The 15,385-nt window shown below is 60.5% G+C and carries 18 protein-coding genes; 11 read left to right on the top strand and 7 right to left on the bottom strand.

What is annotated here, in order from left to right; translation table 11 throughout:
• Positions 1–48: 48 nt before the first annotated feature.
• A complete protein-coding gene (locus BOP96_RS09720) occupies positions 49–318 on the bottom strand; it encodes a hypothetical protein (RefSeq protein WP_014719417.1) in 270 nt (89 codons plus the stop codon).
• Positions 319–471: 153 nt separating this feature from the next.
• On the opposite strand from BOP96_RS09720, the gene BOP96_RS09715 reads away from it, so the two are divergent.
• From BOP96_RS09715 to copD, 5 genes are all read left to right on the top strand, one after another.
• The gene (locus BOP96_RS09715; protein ID WP_014719416.1) at positions 472–861 is read left to right on the top strand and encodes a hypothetical protein; all 390 of its coding nucleotides are present in this window, start codon (positions 472–474) and stop codon (positions 859–861) included.
• Positions 862–988: 127 nt separating this feature from the next.
• The gene (locus BOP96_RS09710; RefSeq protein ID WP_014719415.1) at positions 989–2,704 is read left to right on the top strand and encodes a copper resistance system multicopper oxidase; all 1,716 of its coding nucleotides are present in this window, start codon (positions 989–991) and stop codon (positions 2,702–2,704) included.
• Between the two features lie 10 nt (positions 2,705–2,714).
• Positions 2,715–3,542: a copper resistance protein B gene (locus BOP96_RS09705; RefSeq protein ID WP_014719414.1), complete on the top strand. Its 828-nt coding sequence runs from the start codon at positions 2,715–2,717 to the stop codon at positions 3,540–3,542.
• Positions 3,543–3,591: 49 nt separating this feature from the next.
• On the top strand, positions 3,592–3,978 hold the full coding sequence (gene copC, locus BOP96_RS09700) for a copper homeostasis periplasmic binding protein CopC (protein WP_003193103.1): 387 nt from the start codon (positions 3,592–3,594) through the stop codon (positions 3,976–3,978).
• Positions 3,975–4,856 carry a copper homeostasis membrane protein CopD gene (copD, locus tag BOP96_RS09695; protein WP_003193101.1) on the top strand — a complete coding sequence of 294 codons (882 nt, stop codon included), beginning with the start codon at positions 3,975–3,977 and terminating at the stop codon, positions 4,854–4,856. The genes copC and copD overlap by 4 nt, the downstream gene beginning before the upstream one ends.
• On the opposite strand, the gene BOP96_RS09690 is transcribed toward copD, so the two are convergent.
• The 3 genes from BOP96_RS09690 to BOP96_RS09680 all read right to left on the bottom strand — a co-directional run bounded on the left by BOP96_RS09690 (position 4,853) and on the right by BOP96_RS09680 (position 6,900).
• On the bottom strand, positions 4,853–5,719 hold the full coding sequence (locus BOP96_RS09690) for a DUF6279 family lipoprotein (RefSeq protein ID WP_020302672.1): 867 nt from the start codon (positions 5,717–5,719) through the stop codon (positions 4,853–4,855). The genes copD and BOP96_RS09690 overlap by 4 nt on opposite strands.
• 66 nt (positions 5,720–5,785) lie before the next feature.
• Positions 5,786–6,508 (bottom strand): TorF family putative porin, encoded by a 723-nt coding sequence (locus BOP96_RS09685; RefSeq protein ID WP_019820453.1) that lies wholly within the window; start codon positions 6,506–6,508, stop codon positions 5,786–5,788.
• Between the two features lie 212 nt (positions 6,509–6,720).
• Positions 6,721–6,900, bottom strand: coding sequence for a hypothetical protein (locus BOP96_RS09680; RefSeq protein WP_003193095.1), 180 nt, complete (start codon positions 6,898–6,900; stop codon positions 6,721–6,723).
• 323 nt (positions 6,901–7,223) lie between these two features.
• Between BOP96_RS09680 and BOP96_RS09675 the strand changes: the two genes are divergently transcribed.
• On the top strand, positions 7,224–8,060 hold the full coding sequence (locus BOP96_RS09675) for a CvfB family protein (protein WP_019820451.1): 837 nt from the start codon (positions 7,224–7,226) through the stop codon (positions 8,058–8,060).
• Between the two features lie 159 nt (positions 8,061–8,219).
• Positions 8,220–8,618, top strand: a complete 399-nt coding sequence (locus BOP96_RS09670) for a DUF2177 family protein (RefSeq protein WP_020302673.1) — start codon at positions 8,220–8,222, stop codon at positions 8,616–8,618.
• Here BOP96_RS09670 and BOP96_RS09665 read toward each other — a convergent pair.
• A complete protein-coding gene (locus BOP96_RS09665; protein WP_020302674.1) occupies positions 8,562–9,740 on the bottom strand; it encodes an MFS transporter in 1,179 nt (392 codons plus the stop codon). The two genes, BOP96_RS09670 and BOP96_RS09665, sit on opposite strands and share 57 nt — an antisense overlap.
• Before the next feature lie 104 nt (positions 9,741–9,844).
• Here BOP96_RS09665 and ptrR point away from each other — a divergent pair, with 104 nt between their 5' ends.
• Together ptrR and BOP96_RS30440 are read left to right on the top strand one after the other, a co-directional pair.
• Positions 9,845–10,738 carry a putrescine utilization regulator PtrR gene (gene ptrR / locus BOP96_RS09660; protein ID WP_032903115.1) on the top strand — a complete coding sequence of 298 codons (894 nt, stop codon included), beginning with the start codon at positions 9,845–9,847 and terminating at the stop codon, positions 10,736–10,738.
• A 142-nt stretch (positions 10,739–10,880) separates the two neighbouring features.
• Entirely contained in the window at positions 10,881–11,003 is a 123-nt protein-coding gene (locus BOP96_RS30440; protein WP_003193089.1) for a PA1414 family protein, read from the top strand.
• Positions 11,004–11,180: 177 nt separating this feature from the next.
• Here BOP96_RS30440 and BOP96_RS09655 read toward each other — a convergent pair whose 3' ends face one another.
• Together BOP96_RS09655 and speB are read right to left on the bottom strand one after the other, a co-directional pair.
• Positions 11,181–12,563 (bottom strand): sodium:solute symporter, encoded by a 1,383-nt coding sequence (locus tag BOP96_RS09655; RefSeq protein WP_014719408.1) that lies wholly within the window; start codon positions 12,561–12,563, stop codon positions 11,181–11,183.
• 162 nt (positions 12,564–12,725) lie between these two features.
• Positions 12,726–13,676 (bottom strand): agmatinase, encoded by a 951-nt coding sequence (gene speB / locus BOP96_RS09650; RefSeq protein WP_014719407.1) that lies wholly within the window; start codon positions 13,674–13,676, stop codon positions 12,726–12,728.
• Positions 13,677–13,862: 186 nt separating this feature from the next.
• Here speB and BOP96_RS09645 point away from each other — a divergent pair, with 186 nt between their 5' ends.
• Together BOP96_RS09645 and BOP96_RS09640 are read left to right on the top strand one after the other, a co-directional pair.
• A complete protein-coding gene (locus BOP96_RS09645; RefSeq protein WP_014719406.1) occupies positions 13,863–14,756 on the top strand; it encodes a LysR family transcriptional regulator in 894 nt (297 codons plus the stop codon).
• Positions 14,757–14,763: 7 nt separating this feature from the next.
• Entirely contained in the window at positions 14,764–15,363 is a 600-nt protein-coding gene (locus tag BOP96_RS09640) for a tRNA-uridine aminocarboxypropyltransferase (protein WP_014719405.1), read from the top strand.
• Positions 15,364–15,385 lie beyond the last annotated feature (22 nt).

Here is a 15,385-nt window from a genome sequence, read left to right as displayed (position 1 = left end):
AAACCGGACGATGTCCGGTTTTTTTTCGCCATCAGCGTCGCGCTGTGCTCAACGCTTCCCCGCAGCTTCTCTGAGCTCCTTGAGCCGCGCATCGATCAACTGGCACTTGTCGGGAAACTCGGCGCTTTCGGTATCCAGGTCCATCTTCTGTAACTGGTCATTCATCTCCTTGGCCTTGGTCGGGTTCTGCTCGGTGAGCTTGGTCACTTCCTTGGCCAGTTCCTCCCGCTTGGTCGTGGCCTCCTCGGGCGTGCAGCCCCAGGCGGGCAGGGCGCTTATCAGCGTGGCGGCGAGAGTCAGCTTCATCAAGGTTTTCATGGTCGGACTTCCTTGGCAGTGATGTGCAGTTGAGGTGGCAAACCTCTGCAAAGTTCAGAGAAATGACGCCCGTCCGTTTGGTTGAACGGCCCGTGCCGGAACGTGTCACTCCCTAAGACGGGCTAACTCCATCGGCCTGCAGGAGGAATCAGGATGACGACTTACAATTGGGATCTGATCGAACGTCTGCTGCATGAAGTGCAGAACGGCGAGGGCAGCTTTGCCCCGCGCAAATACGCCGAACAGGAAGCGGCCGAGAAGGCGACGGCCGGCGAGGACACTGGCAACCTGGACGCGCTGAAGAAGACCGCTGCCGACTACGAGGCGCTGCTGTTCAAGCGTGGCTTTATTGAGTCGCGGCCTGAGGAAGAGGGCGGCAATGGCGAGAACTTCATCCTGACGGCGCTGGGGGCGCAATTGCTGGCGCTGATCGACAGTTCGATTCCGGGCAATGATCATCCGCGTCAGGTGTTGGATGAACAAGCGGATGCGCTTGATCCGGCAACGTTCGCGGAAGTGGCCTCAAAAGCCCAGATCGCCTGATCCTCTTATGCCCCCGGCGCCCCTGAGGGTGCCGGGTGAACCTGTCGAATCGGTAATCTGCCGCTAAGGTTGCTGACAGCCGGCGACTCCTAATCTGCTGCCATTCAACTCACGGACTTGAATCGGCATGCACTCCACAACCTCCAGACGCACATTCGTCAAAGGCCTGGCCGCAGGCGGCCTGTTGGGCGGGCTCGGGCTTTGGCGCCCCCCTGTGTGGGCACTGATCAGCCCCGGCCAGCCCACGGTGCTCGCCGGCAGCGAGTTTGACCTGTTTATTGACCAGACCCCGGTCAACCTGACAGGCCAACCGCGCACCGCGTTGACCGTCAACGGCAGCCTGCCCGGCCCGCTGTTACGCTGGCGGGAGGGCGACACCGTGACCCTGCGCGTGAAAAACCGCCTTGGCGAGCCCACTTCGATCCACTGGCACGGCATCCTGTTGCCATCGACCATGGACGGCGTGCCCGGCCTGAGCTTCAAGGGCATCGAACCGGGCGGCCTTTACGTTTACCAGTTCAAGGTCAAGCAGCACGGCACCTACTGGTACCACAGCCATTCCGGGCTTCAGGAGCAGCAGGGCGTGTACGGTCCGCTGGTTATCGATCCCAAGGAACCCGAGCCTTATAGCTACCAGCGCGATTACGTGGTGATGCTGTCGGACTGGACCGACGAAGACCCCGTCGCCCTGATGAAAACCCTCAAGAAGCAGTCCGATTACTACAACCTGCACAAACCCACCCTGGGCGATTTTATCCGGGATGTGGGCAAGCAGGGCTGGTCGGCCACGGCTGCCGACCGGCTGATGTGGGCGCAAATGAAGATGAACCCCACCGACCTTGCGGACGTCAGCGGCGAGACCTACACCTACTTGCTCAACGGCCAGCCGCCTGGACAGAACTGGACCGGAGTGTTCAAGGCGGGGGAAACGATTCGCCTGCGTTTTATCAATGGCTCGGCGATGACCTATTTTGATGTGCGCATTCCAGGGTTGAAAATGACCGTCATCGCCGCGGATGGTCAGCCGGTAAAGCCGGTAAGTGTCGACGAGTTCCGTATCGCCGTGGCGGAAACCTACGACGTGCTGGTCGAGCCTGTGGCAGAGGCTTACACCCTGTTTGCTCAGTCCATGGACCGCACAGGCTATGCCCGTGGCACCCTCGCCCGGCAGATGGGAGCGACCGCCTCAGTTCCACTGCTTGATCCGCGCCCGTGGCTGACCATGGAGGACATGGGCATGGGCGGCATGGACCACGGTGCCATGGCCGATATGCCGGGCATGGAAGGCATGGATCACAGTGCCATGGGCGCGATGGCCATGCAGAAACACCCCGCCAGCGAGCAGAACAACGCGCTGGTAGACATGCAGGCGATGAACCCGGTGCCCAAGCTGGACGACCCTGGAATCGGCCTGCGCCACAATGGCCGCCGGGTGCTCACCTATGCCGACCTGCGCAGTACCTTCGAAGACCCCGATGGCCGCGACCCCTCCCGCACCGTCGAATTGCATCTCACCGGGCATATGGAAAAGTTCGCCTGGTCGTTCAATGGCGTGAAGTTTTCCGATGCCGAGCCCTTGCAACTGACTTATGGCGAGCGCGTGCGGGTGGTGCTGGTCAACGACACCATGATGGCCCACCCGATTCACCTGCATGGCTTATGGAGCGACCTGGAGGACGAAAACGGCCAGTTCCTGGTGCGCAAACACACCATCGACATGCCACCGGGCTCCCGTCGCAGTTACCGCGTCACCGCCGATGCCTTGGGGCGCTGGGCCTATCACTGCCACCTGCTGTACCACATGGAAATGGGCATGTTCCGCGAGGTGCGCGTGCATGAATAAGGAAGCGAGCATGAACCGTTGCGTCTCGTCCCTTTGCATCGCTTTCGCCACGCTGGGGTTCGCCCCATGGGCGTTGGCGGCCGAGGATGAACTTCAGGGCATGAGCCCGGCGACGCCAGCGCTGGCGCAAAGCCGTACGCCGATTCCGGCGCTGACCGACGCAGACCGTGCAGCGGTCTACAACGCGCCGGGAGGGCATCAGGTGCACGACAGCGGCGTCAACTCGATGCTACTCGTCAACCAGTTGGAATGGCAGGGCGGCGACGGCAACGCGCAGACTTGGGACATCAAGGGTTGGGTCGGCGGTGACATCGACCGGTTGTGGCTACGCAGTGAAGGCGAACGCAGCGCCGGCCGCACTGAAAGCGCCGAAGCCCAAGCGTTATGGGGGCACGCAATCAGCCCGTGGTGGGATGTGGTCGGCGGCGTGCGCCAGGACTTCAAGCCCGGTGCTAGCCAGAGCTGGGCGGCCTTTGGCCTACAAGGCATGGCGCTCTACAACTTCGAGGCCGAAGCCACGTTGTTTGTCGGCGAATCGGGGCATACCGCCGCACGCCTTGAGGGTGACTACGACATTCTGCTCACCAATCGCCTGATCCTGCAGCCGACCGCCGAACTCAACTTCTATGCGCAGAACGATCCGCAACGCGGCGTTGGTTCGGGCTTGGCGGAAAGTGAACTGGGCCTGCGCTTGCGCTACGAAGTTCGCCGCGAGTTTGCGCCATATGTCGGTCTCAGCTGGAACCGCACTTATGGCCAGACCGCGCAATACGCACGGGACGAAGACGAAGACATCAATCAACTGCGCTGGGTCGTCGGCGTGCGCTTGTGGTTCTGACGGGTTTCCCTTTTTATTATTCGCCGCCTGGCGCGGCCTGGAGTCTTGCATGTCTATGTTGAAAACCACGCTGCTGGGTGCTGCGCTGTGGGTAGGTTTAAGTCTTAGCCTGCCCGCTTCGGCCCACCCCAAGCTGCTGTCATCCATTCCGGCGGCAGGCGCACAGGGCGCCGCTCCCGCAGTGATTGAATTGCATTTCTCAGAAAACCTGCTGACCCAGTTTTCCGGGGCCAAGTTGATCATGACCGACATGCCGGGCATGCCCAATTCGCCGATGCCGGTGAAGGCCAGCGTGTCGGCGAGCAGCGACCCCAAGGTGATGTTGATCAAGCCGGTCTCCGCACTTACCACCGGCAGCTATCGGGTGGATTGGCGTGCCGTGTCGTCCGATACACATCCGATCACCGGTAATGTGGTGTTCAGCGTGCAGCCATGAGTGAGCTGATCTCCATCGCATTGCGCTTCGCGCTCTATCTCGACCTGATGATGCTATTTGGATTGGGACTGTTCGGCCTTTATGGTCTGCACGCTGAGCAACGTAGATGGCTCAATCTAAGGGCATGGATGGGATTGACGGGCGGCTTGGGGCTGGCGTTTTCGGTGGCGTCGCTATTGGTCATGACCCAATCCATGAGCGGCGCCACTGATTGGCAGGCGCTATGGCCGCATGTGCAGATGATGCTGTGGCAGACCGACTTGGGGCTGACGTGGTGGGTGCGTATCGCGGCGCTGGTCCTGGCGGCACTGAGCACTCATCTGGCGCTGGCCACGCTGTCGGCTGGCGTGGCGTTGGCCACCCTGGTGTGGACAGGGCACGGCGTAATGCACGAAGGCGTGCAAGGTGTGTGGCATATCGTCAGCGACAGTGCACACCTGTTGGCAGCGGCGGGTTGGGTGGGGGCGTTGGCGGCATTCGGTTTGTTGTTGATGCCTGCGCCGTTGCCACAGGATGATCGAGTGCAGGTTCTGGCCAGCGCATTGGCAGGCTTTGAGCGCATTGGCGCGGGATTTGTCTTGGTGCTGATCGGCACTGGCGTTGCCAATTATCTGTTTGTTGTCGGGCCGAATCTGGGGGGCATCAACGGCGGAGTCTACGCGGTGCTGCTATGCCTGAAGCTGGGGTTGTTCGGCGTGATGCTGGCCTTGGCGGCGCTCAATCGCTTTCACCTGACGCCGCTTCTGCAACAATCTATCGCGGCGGGCGATTATAACGTGGCGATCCGTGCGTTACGGCGCAGCATGGCCCTGGAGTTTGGCGCTGTGGTGCTCATCCTTGGCCTGGTGGCCTGGCTGGGCACCTTGGCGCCTGACTAAGACTGTGCGCTTTTCAGGCATTTAAGCGCCTGGAAGTCGCTGCGGACCTTGTCGATTTTTTGGGTGAGTTTCAGGCGCTGCGCTGGGGAGCTTTGGGCCATCACGTCCACGAGCAAGCCGCGCGCGGCGGCTTCGGTCTGTGCGTAGGCGGCGCGGTATTGCGGGGTCCACAGGCTTTCGCGATCCACCAGCAGTTGCTGGATTTTCTGCGGGAAATCGGCATTGTGGCGTTGTTGCAGCGCCTCGATAAATTGCGCCTGCCAATGGGCGCGGTTGCCGATCCACGCTTGGTTTTGCGCGCCCAACTCGGCCGACCAGGCCGTGACGCGGTTTTGCTGGCCTGGGCTCAACGGGCCGATCCAGGCGTCCAGGCGCTTGCTCATACGCTCGGCGCGTTCCTTGATTTGTTGAGCCAGTGGTGGCTTGAGGTATTCGTCCTGGCGCTTGCGCAGGTCCTTGGCCAGAGCATCGCTCATGTCTTTGACCTGCTGATCGTCCAGGCCTTGCAGCAATTGCACAGCTGAGGGCGTGATTTCCCGAGCAATCTCGGCAATTGCCTGTTTGGCTTCGACAGTACGGGTTTGCAATGCGGCGTCGGTGACCTGGTTACTGTCGACCATCTGCTGCAGGCGGTCGAGCCAGTCCAGGTAGCCAGGCAATTGCGTGGTGCAGTGCCAGGCCAGGTGTTCCTTGAGGGTGTCGTTGAACCAGCTCTTTTGCCCGGCATTCATGTCCAGGTAGTCGTTGAGGGTCCAGGGGATGATCACGTCGAGGTTACGGTAGGCCAGGCCCACGCGATTGCAGCCGGCGAGCACCAGGCTCAGGGTCAGCAGTACCATCAGGAGTTTGAGCCGGCGCAACATGGGCAGGTCCTTGCATGGAGGGCGTTAATGCATGTGAACCTGCGCGGGGTGCGACAGTTCAGCCCATCAATAAAACGACCGCGCGGCCTTCAAGGTCAACAGCCCATCACATTGCGAGTTGTGTCCGGAGTAGGCCGAGCAGTCACTGCCGCTGAGGCTGGAGCCGCTGTAGATCAGGTCCAGGTCAATGCCTTTCCAGGCCCGGGAAAACTGCACCGACCAATCGCTGAAACTGCTGATGGCGCCGTTCTCTACCGAGACCGGTGTGCCCAGTTGATGGGTGGTGTACTTCATGCTGACGCCGATGCCGAAAGGCTGGGTACCGCCCAGGTCGGCAAACAGGGTACTGTCCTGGCGGTCGGGGTCGTTGCTGAAGGACACGCCAAAGCGGTTGCCCAACAGGTTCAGCCCGCCGTAGAACTCCTGGCTGTCGAGGGGGCTGACCTTGGGGTAGCTGTAGTGGATCAAGCCGACTTCGTAGCCCAGGGTCTGGTCGAACGGACGCTTGAAGCCCATGTAGGAGTCGACTTCAAGGTTATTGGCCGACGACAGGCCCATGTTTGGGGAAAACTGGCCGAAATACAGGCCGCTGTCGTGGGTAAGGTCCAGGCCACCGTGGAACGAGTCGCTGCCAGGGGCGGTCGGCTTGACCAGGCCCTGGGCCATGGTGCGGCTGGGGGTGGTGCCTAATTTCAGGTCGAAGTCACCCAGTTCACGCTGGAAGATATGCGCTTGGGCCAAAGGGCTGGCGACCAGGAGGCTGACCACGAAAATACAGCGTTTAAGCATGCTTCACTCCATGAAAAGCGAGGAGCAGTAACGGAAAGATTCAGGCGGATGCCCGTGCTAGACGTGTGCAAGGATACCGGCGAATGCCTGGCGTTGAGGCCCGTTCGTCGATTAGCTGCGTATTGAAGGTGTGAGGAGGGGGTTGCAACTCTAGTCCTAGCGCCTTGAAGGCAAGACGCTTAGGGACCAGATGCAGTGCGAGGGTATGACTATTACTTCTTGCCCAGGCTGATCTGCTTGGACGGGCCGAAAGTCTGGCCGCTCACGCCCTTGGCAATTTGCTGGATTTCGCCGCCGGACTTGAGGAACGCAGCAATCTGGCTATTGATCGATTCGCTGGTTTCAACGGCGGGAGCTGGCTTTGCTTTGCTGTTGGATGCTTTTACACGCATGGCGGCCACTAACCTGTAGAAAATTAACTTGGCCAGGCATCGTACAGGAAATACTTGACAATTGCTTGGCAAATATCCCTCAGGATTAATATCCAGCGCTGGAAATAGCCGAAGTTCAACGCCGAAATAAAGCGCTAACTTACTGTTTTAGCTGGAAACCACAGGCCGGGTGGCCCGCTGATGGCCTGCTCAAAGTGAACCGAACGATCAGACGAGTGGGGCGCTGCCATTGGAACGCCATGCCAGCCCGCGATTTTTCAGGCGCGCGCGCGTGCAGGGCCCAACTCGGGTAGAATGCCGCCCACGCAATGAGGGTATTGGAAATGGCTTTAGTCGGGCGCTACAACAGCTTGCAAGTGGTCAAGCACACTAACTTTGGTTTGTACCTCGATGGTGCGCAAGATGGGGAAATCCTCTTGCCTAATCGGTATATCCCTAAAGATATTCCCAGTGAAGATGAAGACTGGCTCAACGTTTTCATTTATCTGGACAGCGATGACAAACTTATCGCCACCACCGAAAAACCCAAAGTTCAAGTCGGTGAATTCGCCAGTTTGAAAGTTGTGGAAGTCAACAGCATTGGCGTATTCCTTGATTGGGGTTTGCCCAAGGATCTGCTGCTGCCGTATTCGGAAGAAAAACGCCAGCTGACCGCAGGTGAGTATTGCGTGGTGCACGTCTACCTCGACAAGCACACCAAGCGCATCACCGCCACCGCTCGCCTTGACCGTTACCTGGACAAGACGCCAGCCAACTACCAGGTGGGCCAGGAAGTCGACCTGCTGGTTGCCGAAGCCACCGACATGGGCTTCAAGGCGATCATCAACAACAAGCACTGGGGCCTGATCCACAAGAACGAAGTGTTCAAGTTCCTGCGTCCGGGCAAGGAAGAGAAGGGTTTCATCAAAGAGATCCGCGCCGATGGCAACATCAGCCTGAGCCTGCAACCGGTGGGCCAGGAAGCGGCCTCCAGCCTGAACTCGAAGATCCTCGCCAAGTTGCGCGACAACAACGGCACCCTGCCGGTCAGCGACAAAAGCGACCCGGCGGTGATCAGCAACTTGTTCGGCGTGAGCAAGGGCAACTTCAAGAAGGCCATTGGTGCGCTCTACAAGCAGGGCCAGATCGTGATTCACGCCGATCGCATTGAACTAAGCTGAGTACGCTTCGCTCTCCTGTAGGAGCGAGCTTGTTGTGGCGAGGGAGCTTGCTCCCGCTCGACTGCGTAGCAGTCGCAAGCTTTTTTGGGGGCGCTTCGCACCCCAACGCAAGCAAGCTTGCTCGCCACAACAAGCTTGCCTTCACAGTAGGGCTTGCTCATGTCCAGAAAGTTGTTGTATGCCTACCTCGGCACCTTGCTCGCCTTCCTGGTCCTCGACGGCCTCTGGCTTGGCGTGCTCATGGGCTCCACCTATAAATCCCTGCTCGGCACGCTGATGCTTGATCAGCCACGCCTGTTGCCTGCGATATTGTTCTATCTCCTGTATGTCCTCGGTTGCGTGGTGTTGGTGATCTTGCCCAGCGCCAGTTGGCAGCGCGCTGCGCGTTTGGGCGCCTTGCTTGGCTTGGTGGCCTATGGCACCTATGACCTGAGCAACTGGGCCACGCTTCAAGGCTGGTCCGCCGGGTTGGCGCTGATGGACATGGCGTGGGGCACGTGCCTAACCGCCATTTGCTGCACCGCTGGCCACTTGTGTGCAAATCGGCTGCGGCGGTAGAGGGCGGTTGATCAGTACTGAACCGGCTAATAACAACCCGGTACCGGCAGCGACCAACGCCGGTTGCAGGCCGCCACTGAGGTGGCTGCTGACCGACGCCAATAGTGGCCCGCTCAATTGGCCGACGGCGAAGCTGGCGGTCAGCAGCCCCGTGCTGCGTTGGTAGCCATGGGGTGCGACCTCCCTTAATCGCGCCATCACCAACTGCATGCAGGCCAAAAATGGCGCACCGCACAGCAACACGCCCAGCGCCAAGCCCCAGCCATTGCCAAGCAGGCAGGCAAATACCCCGGCCGCTTGCAGCCATAAAGTCGCCATCAGCCAGCGACGGGTGGTGTTCGGGTGCTTGCGGCGCAGGCTGGCCACCCCCACTCCCAGCGCGGCCGCCAGGCCAAAGCAGGGCCAGAACAGATCGGCCTGCCAGGCCCCGTTGAATTGAGCGCTGGCCATCTGCGACAGAAAAGTCGCCGGGATGATGTAGCCCAGGCCGTACAGGAAATAAATCCAGCACAGGTGCGCGATGCTGCCGTTGCTCCCCGCGCTGGAGACCTGGGTAACAGTGACGGCCGGCTTGGGTAAAAACGGCAGGATCGCCAGCAGCATCACCAGCGCTACCGTCCCGTAGAGCAACCACAGCGTGGCAGAGCGTTGCCCTAATAGGTTGGAAACCAACGCCAGCAGCCCCGTCAGCACAATCCCCAACCCCGGCCCGGCAAACACCAACGCACCCAGGCGCGGGCGGCCGGCGGCAGTCGCCAGTGGCTGGCTCAGGCTGGTAATCATCACCAGGGCCCAGGCACTGGCGACCCCGGTGCCAAAGCGCAGCAACAAGTGCGGCCAGAACCCGTTAGCCCAGTAGGACGCCAGGGTCAGCAATACGCACAGCCACAACCCGCCGTAGAGGCGCCCGCGCACATGCTGATGGCTACGGGCAAAGATCGAGTCCACCGCGCCGACGAAATAACCCAGGTAATTGGCGGCAGCGAGCAGGCCGGCGCCGGTCAGGTCGATCTGGCCTTCACTGAGCAAATGCGGCATTTGCGGAGTCAGGGCGAAGCGGCCAATGCCCATGGCCATCATCAGGGCGACGGAGCTGGCGAGTAAACGAATCAGCGGGGACATGTTCAGGTTTCCTGCAAAGAAGCGAATGCCTTGCAGGCTAAGACGGATTGACTTTCTGTAAAATTGAATAATAGTGAGTAACTTGTTCAGTTTTGGAGAAAGTAATGGAGTTCAGTCAATTGCGCATTTTCCAGGCTGTGGCGGAAGAGGGCTCCATTACCCGTGCCGCCGAGCGCCTGCACCGCGTGCCGTCCAACCTGTCGACCCGGCTTAAACAAATGGAAGAGCAATTGGGTGTCGACCTGTTCGTGCGCGAGCGCCAGCGTTTGCAGCTTTCTCCGGCGGGCAAGGTACTGCTGGACTACAGCACTCGCCTGCTGGCGCTGCATGATGAAGCCCACGGCGCCGTACAAGGCGGGCAACCGGCCGGTGATTTCGTATTGGGCAGCATGTACAGCACCGCCGCAGTTCATTTGCCGAAGCTGCTGGCGCGCTATCACAAGACTTACCCCATGGTGAACCTTCAGGTGCAGTCGGCACCCAGTGGGGAGTTGCTGGAAGGGCTGATTACCGGGCGCCTGGACGCAGCCTTCGTCGACGGCCCGTTGACCATCACCACCCTGGATGGCGTACCGCTGTGCGAAGAGCGCCTGGTGCTGATTTGCGAGGCCGATCATCCGCCGGTGCGTGGCCCCCAGGATGTGGCGGGCCGTGCGGTGTTCACGTTCCGGCGCAGTTGCGCCTACCGCACGCGCCTGGAAACCTGGTTTTCCCATGAGCGAGTGGCGATGGGGCGGGCGATCGAGATCGAGTCCTACCAAGGCATGCTCGCTTGCGTGATCGCAGGTTCCGGCGTGGCGTTGATGTCTGAATCCATGCTCGCAAGCCTTCCCGGCAAGGACAGCGTGTCCGTTCATCCGCTGACCGGGCCTTTTGCCACTGCGACCACCTGGCTGATGTGGCGAAAGGGTATGCTCGGCGCTAACCTCAATGCATGGATCGACCTGCAGCAAGACGGCAACCCACTGTGCGTGCAAGACACTCGCGCGATTGCTTGAACGATCCGTCAGGATTCGGATCAATTCAGTAATAGTTCGTTGTGGTTTCCTTCAAGCATTACCTAGGACTTAGGGCTACTATCACTGTAGGAAACGGCGACAGAACTCACGCCGGCCAGCACTACCCTCAAAGGGGGCAATCATGAAAGAGAAAATCCAAAACTGGCTCCACGACCTTGGCGTTGCGTTGGGCTTGATCGAGCCTCCGCTGCAACCGGTGCCGATTCGCACGGATGACGAGCAACGTCGGCCCCGTCGCCGCTAAAAAATGTGGGAGCGGGCTTGCTCGCGAAAGCGGTGTATCAGCCAACGGAAAGGTTGAATGACACACCGCTTTCGCGAGCAAGCCCGCTCCCACAGTTGTATTGCGCTAGGCGAAAAAAACGGGCGCGACCTCCGACGTCGCGCCCGCTGAAGAAAATATCCTCATCCCTGTTATAGCTCAAACCACCGCAGCCGCCACCTTGGCCGGCCGACGCGACAGCAAACTCACCAGTACAAAGCTCACCAGCGCCACTGCCAGGCTGTAGTAGATCGGCGTGTTTGCATCCAGCCCATCCTTGAACATAAACACCAGCGCGGTCACAAAGCCCAGGCTCATGGACGTGATTGCGCCCGAGGTGGTCGCGCGCTTCCAGAAGATCGCGCCGATCAAGGGTACCAACATACCGCCCACCAACAGGTTATAGGCCAGCGTCAGCGCGCTGATCACATCGTTCACCACCAATGCGATACCCAGCACGGCAATGCCGGTCAACAGGGTGAACAGCCGGTTGATGCGCAGGCTCGACGCCTTGCCGCCGCGCAGGCGGGGCAGCAGGTCTTCGGTCAACACAGTGGAGGCGGCGAGCAGGCCGGCGCTGGCGGTAGACATCATGGCGGCCAGCGCGGCGGCGATGACCAGGCCGCGAATGCCGTCTGGCAGCGAAGCTTTGACGATCGCGGCGAAGGCATTGTTGACGTTGTCCAGGTCCGGGATCAGCACATGGGCAGCCATGCCGATCAGCGCACAGGCCAGGCCGTACAGGATGCAATAGAAGCCGGCGAAAGTGCCTGCGTACTGGGCGACCTTTTCGTCACGGGCGGTGAAGACCCGTTGCCAGATATCCTGGCCGATCAGGATGCCAAAGAAGTAGATCATGAAGTAGGTGATGATCGTGTCCCAGCCGATAGCGGTGAAGCTGAAGTTCGACGCCGGCAGTTTGGCCACCAGTTCATCCCAGCCACCGACGCGGTACAGGCAGATCGGCAACAGGATGAACATCAGGCCGACGGTCTTGATCACGAATTGCACAATATCAGTGAGGGTCAGCGACCACATGCCACCGATGGTCGAATACACCACCACCACGCCGCCGCCCACCAGTACCGACATCCAGAACGGCAGGTCAAACAGCACTTGCAGCACGGTGCCAATGGCCAGGATCGAGGTCACGCCGATCATCAGCGCGTAGGCCAGCATGATCACCGCGCTGGCCTGGCGGGCCATGGGGTTGTAGCGTTTTTCCAGGACCTGGGTGACGGTGAAGATTTTCAGCTTCAACAGCGGCTTAGCCAGGAACAGGTTCAGGGCAATGATGCCCGCGCCGAGCGCGGCGCACAGCCAGAAACCCGAAATACCATGCACATACCCCAGGCGCACGGTACCGACGGTGGAGGCACCGCCCAGCACCGTAGCGGCCATGGTGCCCATGTACAGTGACGGGCCGAGGTTACGGCCGGCGACCAGGTAGTCTTCGTGGGTTTTGGCGCGACGCATGCCGTAGTAGCCGAGCACCAGCATGCCGGCGGCGTAGATGAGTACGACGAATAAATCCAAAGCCATGACGGCGGTTCTCCGATTATATTTTTTATGGGCGATCAGGCGGCAGCTGGCTCGGTAAACACGCGAGCGAAAGTCAGGTACATCGTTGTCGGGGATCTGTGCGATCCCCTTGGTTGTGAGTGTGAAGACGCGGTTTTTATTGTTCTCAGCGCATTCGCCTTATCAGCGATGCGCGACGCCAGGCAGTACGCAGAGCATCTCGTACAGCAAGTTGGCGCCCAGCAACGAGGTATTGCCGGTGGTGTCGTAAGGCGGCGAAACTTCTACCAGGTCGCAACCAATCAGATCGAGGCCCTGGCAGCCACGGATGATTTCGATGGCCTGGATGGTGGTCAGCCCGCCGATTTCAGGGGTGCCGGTGCCGGGCGCCCAGGCGGGGTCGATGCCGTCGATGTCAAAGCTCAGATACACCGGGCCGCCGCCGACTTTTTCCCGCACTTCGGCCATCAGCGGCGCGAGGGAGTGATGCCAGCATTCTTCGGCCTGGACCACACGGAAGCCTTGCTTGCGGCTCCAGTTGAAGTCTTCGGCGGTATACCCCTGGGCGCGCAGGCCGATCTGCACCACGCGGTCGCAATCGAGCAAGCCCTCTTCCACGGCGCGGCGGAAGGTGGTGCCGTGGGCAATTTTCTCGCCGAACATATGGTCGTTGACGTCGGCGTGGGCGTCGATGTGCACCAGCCCGACCTTGCCATGTTTTTTGTGGATCGCCCGCAGGATCGGCAGGGTGATGGTGTGGTCGCCACCCAGGGTCAGGGGGATGACGTTGTGCTCGAGGATCTCGTCGTAGGCTTCTTCGATGATGCGCACCGCGTCGAGCAGGTTAAAGGTATTGATCGCCACGTCACCGATATCGGCCACCGACAATGAGTCGAAGGGGGCAGCGCCGGTGGCCATGTTATAGGGGCGGATCATCACCGACTCGGCACGGATTTCCCGTGGGCCGAAGCGCGTACCGGCGCGCAGCGAGGTGCCGATATCCAGAGGCACGCCGACGAAGGCGGCGTCCAGGCCCTTGGCGGTTTGCAGGTGGGGAAGACGCATCATGGTGGCGATGCCGGCGAAGCGCGGCATTTCGTTGCCGCCCAGTGGTTGGTGGAAAATCTTGTCCACGGGATTGCCTCATCGTTGTTTTGTTTATTGATGGCCGATTCTGCGAAAAGCCTGGCTTAGGAAGAATCGGCAGAGGCAAATACTTAGTTCAGATTTTTCTAAACTAAAGCCTGGGGTAAACTCCATTCAAATGTGGGAGCAGGCAAGCCAGCGCCCACAATTTAGTGTGCCCCCCCTGGAGCCCCCATGGCCAACGCCTTGCCCGACCTGAAACTCCTGCGCATCTTCGTCAGCGTCGTGCGCCACCAAGGGTTTGCCAACGCCCAGCACGAGCTCAACCTGTCGACGTCGGCCATCAGCACCTACATGAGCCAACTCGAGTCAGCCTTGGGCCTGGTGCTGTGCCATCGTGGCCGTGGCGGCTTCAGCCTGACCAGCAAGGGCGAGCTGTTTCATCAGGAAACCCTGCGCCTGTTGGGCGAACTCGAAGGTTTCGAGCAATACGCCGCTGCGTTGAAAGGCGAATTGCGCGGCACCCTCAAGCTCGGGGTGCTCGACTCCACCGTCAGCGACAAGGCCTTGCCGTTCGCCGAAGTGATTGGCGCCTACAGCCTGGAGCACCCGGCGGTGCATTTACACCTGTCGGTGATGAGCCCCTACGAATTGCAACTGGGGGTCCAGGACAATCGCCTGGACCTGGCCATCGGTGCGTTCTCCAACCGCATGAGCGGGCTGGTCTACATGCCGCTGTACCGCGAACAGCACTGGTTGTATTGCAGCAACCGGCACCCATTGTTCAACGAGCGGCGCATCCCGGAACAAGTGATCACCCAGCAACGCATGGTCGGGCGAGGTTACTGGAGCCAGGCCGAGCTGGCGCGCCACGGCTTCAAGCACAGCGCTGCCACGGTGGAAAGTATGGAGGCGCAACTGATTCTGGTGCTGTCGGGCGCTTATATTGGCTACCTGCCCGAACACTACGCCCAGGCCTGGGCTGACAAGGGCGACCTGCGCGTTTTGCTGCCGGCCACCTTCGGCTACCAGGCGCCGTTTTCGCTGATCATGCGCCGTGGCCGCAGCCGCGAGCCCCTGATCCAGACCTTCCGCGATTTGCTCAAGACCCAGCTCAACCAGGCCTGAACACACCATGTCCCGACCCCATTGCCCGCGCTGCCTGCGCCCGACCACGCACTGCCTGTGTGCGCTGATCCCCCACCTCGACAGCCGCACCCGCGTGTTGGTGTTGCAGCACCCGAGCGAGGTCGGCCATGCGCTCAATACTGCGCGGCTGGCGGCGTTGGGCCTGAACAACGCGCAGTTGGTGGTGGGGGAGGTGTTTGATGACCTGGCGACGCTATTGAACCCGCCTGGCTATCGGGCACGCCTGTTGTTTCCGGCGGATGAAGCCGAGCCGCTGCACGCCTACGCACCTGACGATCAGCCACTGCTGTTGGTGGTTCCCGATGGCACCTGGCGCAAGGCGCGCAAACTGCTGCACCTCAACCCCTTGCTGGCGGCGTTGCCCCGGGTGACATTGGCCGAAGGCGGCGTTTCCCGCTATCGCTTGCGCAAGGCGCCGGGGCCTGGCGCCTTGTCGACGGTCGAAGCGATCACGCAAGCGTTGCAGGTATTGGAAGCGCCGACGTCGTTTGAGCCACTGCTCAAACCCTTTGAAGCGCTGATCGAAGGGCAGATTGCTGCGATGGGCGATGAAGTATTCCAGCGCAACCATGGCGACCCGACATAAACCCGGCTTATGCCTTTAAGCC

Source organism: Pseudomonas sp. FSL W5-0203 (assembly GCF_001896155.1).
Lineage (GTDB): Bacteria > Pseudomonadota > Gammaproteobacteria > Pseudomonadales > Pseudomonadaceae > Aquipseudomonas > Aquipseudomonas paracarnis.
This window is presented reverse-complemented; position numbering and strand designations above follow the sequence as displayed.

Excerpts from the sequence above, each read along its gene's own strand:
- BOP96_RS09720 (WP_014719417.1), bottom strand. The coding sequence starts at position 318 with ATGAAAACCTTGATGAAGCTGACTCTCGCCGCCACGCTGATAAGCGCC.
- BOP96_RS09715 (WP_014719416.1), top strand. The coding sequence starts at position 472 with ATGACGACTTACAATTGGGATCTGATCGAACGTCTGCTGCATGAAGTG.
- BOP96_RS09710 (WP_014719415.1), top strand. The coding sequence starts at position 989 with ATGCACTCCACAACCTCCAGACGCACATTCGTCAAAGGCCTGGCCGCA.
- BOP96_RS09705 (WP_014719414.1), top strand. The coding sequence starts at position 2,715 with ATGAACCGTTGCGTCTCGTCCCTTTGCATCGCTTTCGCCACGCTGGGG.
- copC (WP_003193103.1), top strand. The coding sequence starts at position 3,592 with ATGTCTATGTTGAAAACCACGCTGCTGGGTGCTGCGCTGTGGGTAGGT.
- copD (WP_003193101.1), top strand. The coding sequence starts at position 3,975 with ATGAGTGAGCTGATCTCCATCGCATTGCGCTTCGCGCTCTATCTCGAC.
- BOP96_RS09690 (WP_020302672.1), bottom strand. The coding sequence starts at position 5,719 with ATGTTGCGCCGGCTCAAACTCCTGATGGTACTGCTGACCCTGAGCCTG.
- BOP96_RS09685 (WP_019820453.1), bottom strand. The coding sequence starts at position 6,508 with ATGCTTAAACGCTGTATTTTCGTGGTCAGCCTCCTGGTCGCCAGCCCT.
- BOP96_RS09680 (WP_003193095.1), bottom strand. The coding sequence starts at position 6,900 with ATGCGTGTAAAAGCATCCAACAGCAAAGCAAAGCCAGCTCCCGCCGTT.
- BOP96_RS09675 (WP_019820451.1), top strand. The coding sequence starts at position 7,224 with ATGGCTTTAGTCGGGCGCTACAACAGCTTGCAAGTGGTCAAGCACACT.
- BOP96_RS09670 (WP_020302673.1), top strand. The coding sequence starts at position 8,220 with ATGTCCAGAAAGTTGTTGTATGCCTACCTCGGCACCTTGCTCGCCTTC.
- BOP96_RS09665 (WP_020302674.1), bottom strand. The coding sequence starts at position 9,740 with ATGTCCCCGCTGATTCGTTTACTCGCCAGCTCCGTCGCCCTGATGATG.
- ptrR (WP_032903115.1), top strand. The coding sequence starts at position 9,845 with ATGGAGTTCAGTCAATTGCGCATTTTCCAGGCTGTGGCGGAAGAGGGC.
- BOP96_RS30440 (WP_003193089.1), top strand. The coding sequence starts at position 10,881 with ATGAAAGAGAAAATCCAAAACTGGCTCCACGACCTTGGCGTTGCGTTG.
- BOP96_RS09655 (WP_014719408.1), bottom strand. The coding sequence starts at position 12,563 with ATGGCTTTGGATTTATTCGTCGTACTCATCTACGCCGCCGGCATGCTG.
- BOP96_RS09645 (WP_014719406.1), top strand. The coding sequence starts at position 13,863 with ATGGCCAACGCCTTGCCCGACCTGAAACTCCTGCGCATCTTCGTCAGC.
- BOP96_RS09640 (WP_014719405.1), top strand. The coding sequence starts at position 14,764 with ATGTCCCGACCCCATTGCCCGCGCTGCCTGCGCCCGACCACGCACTGC.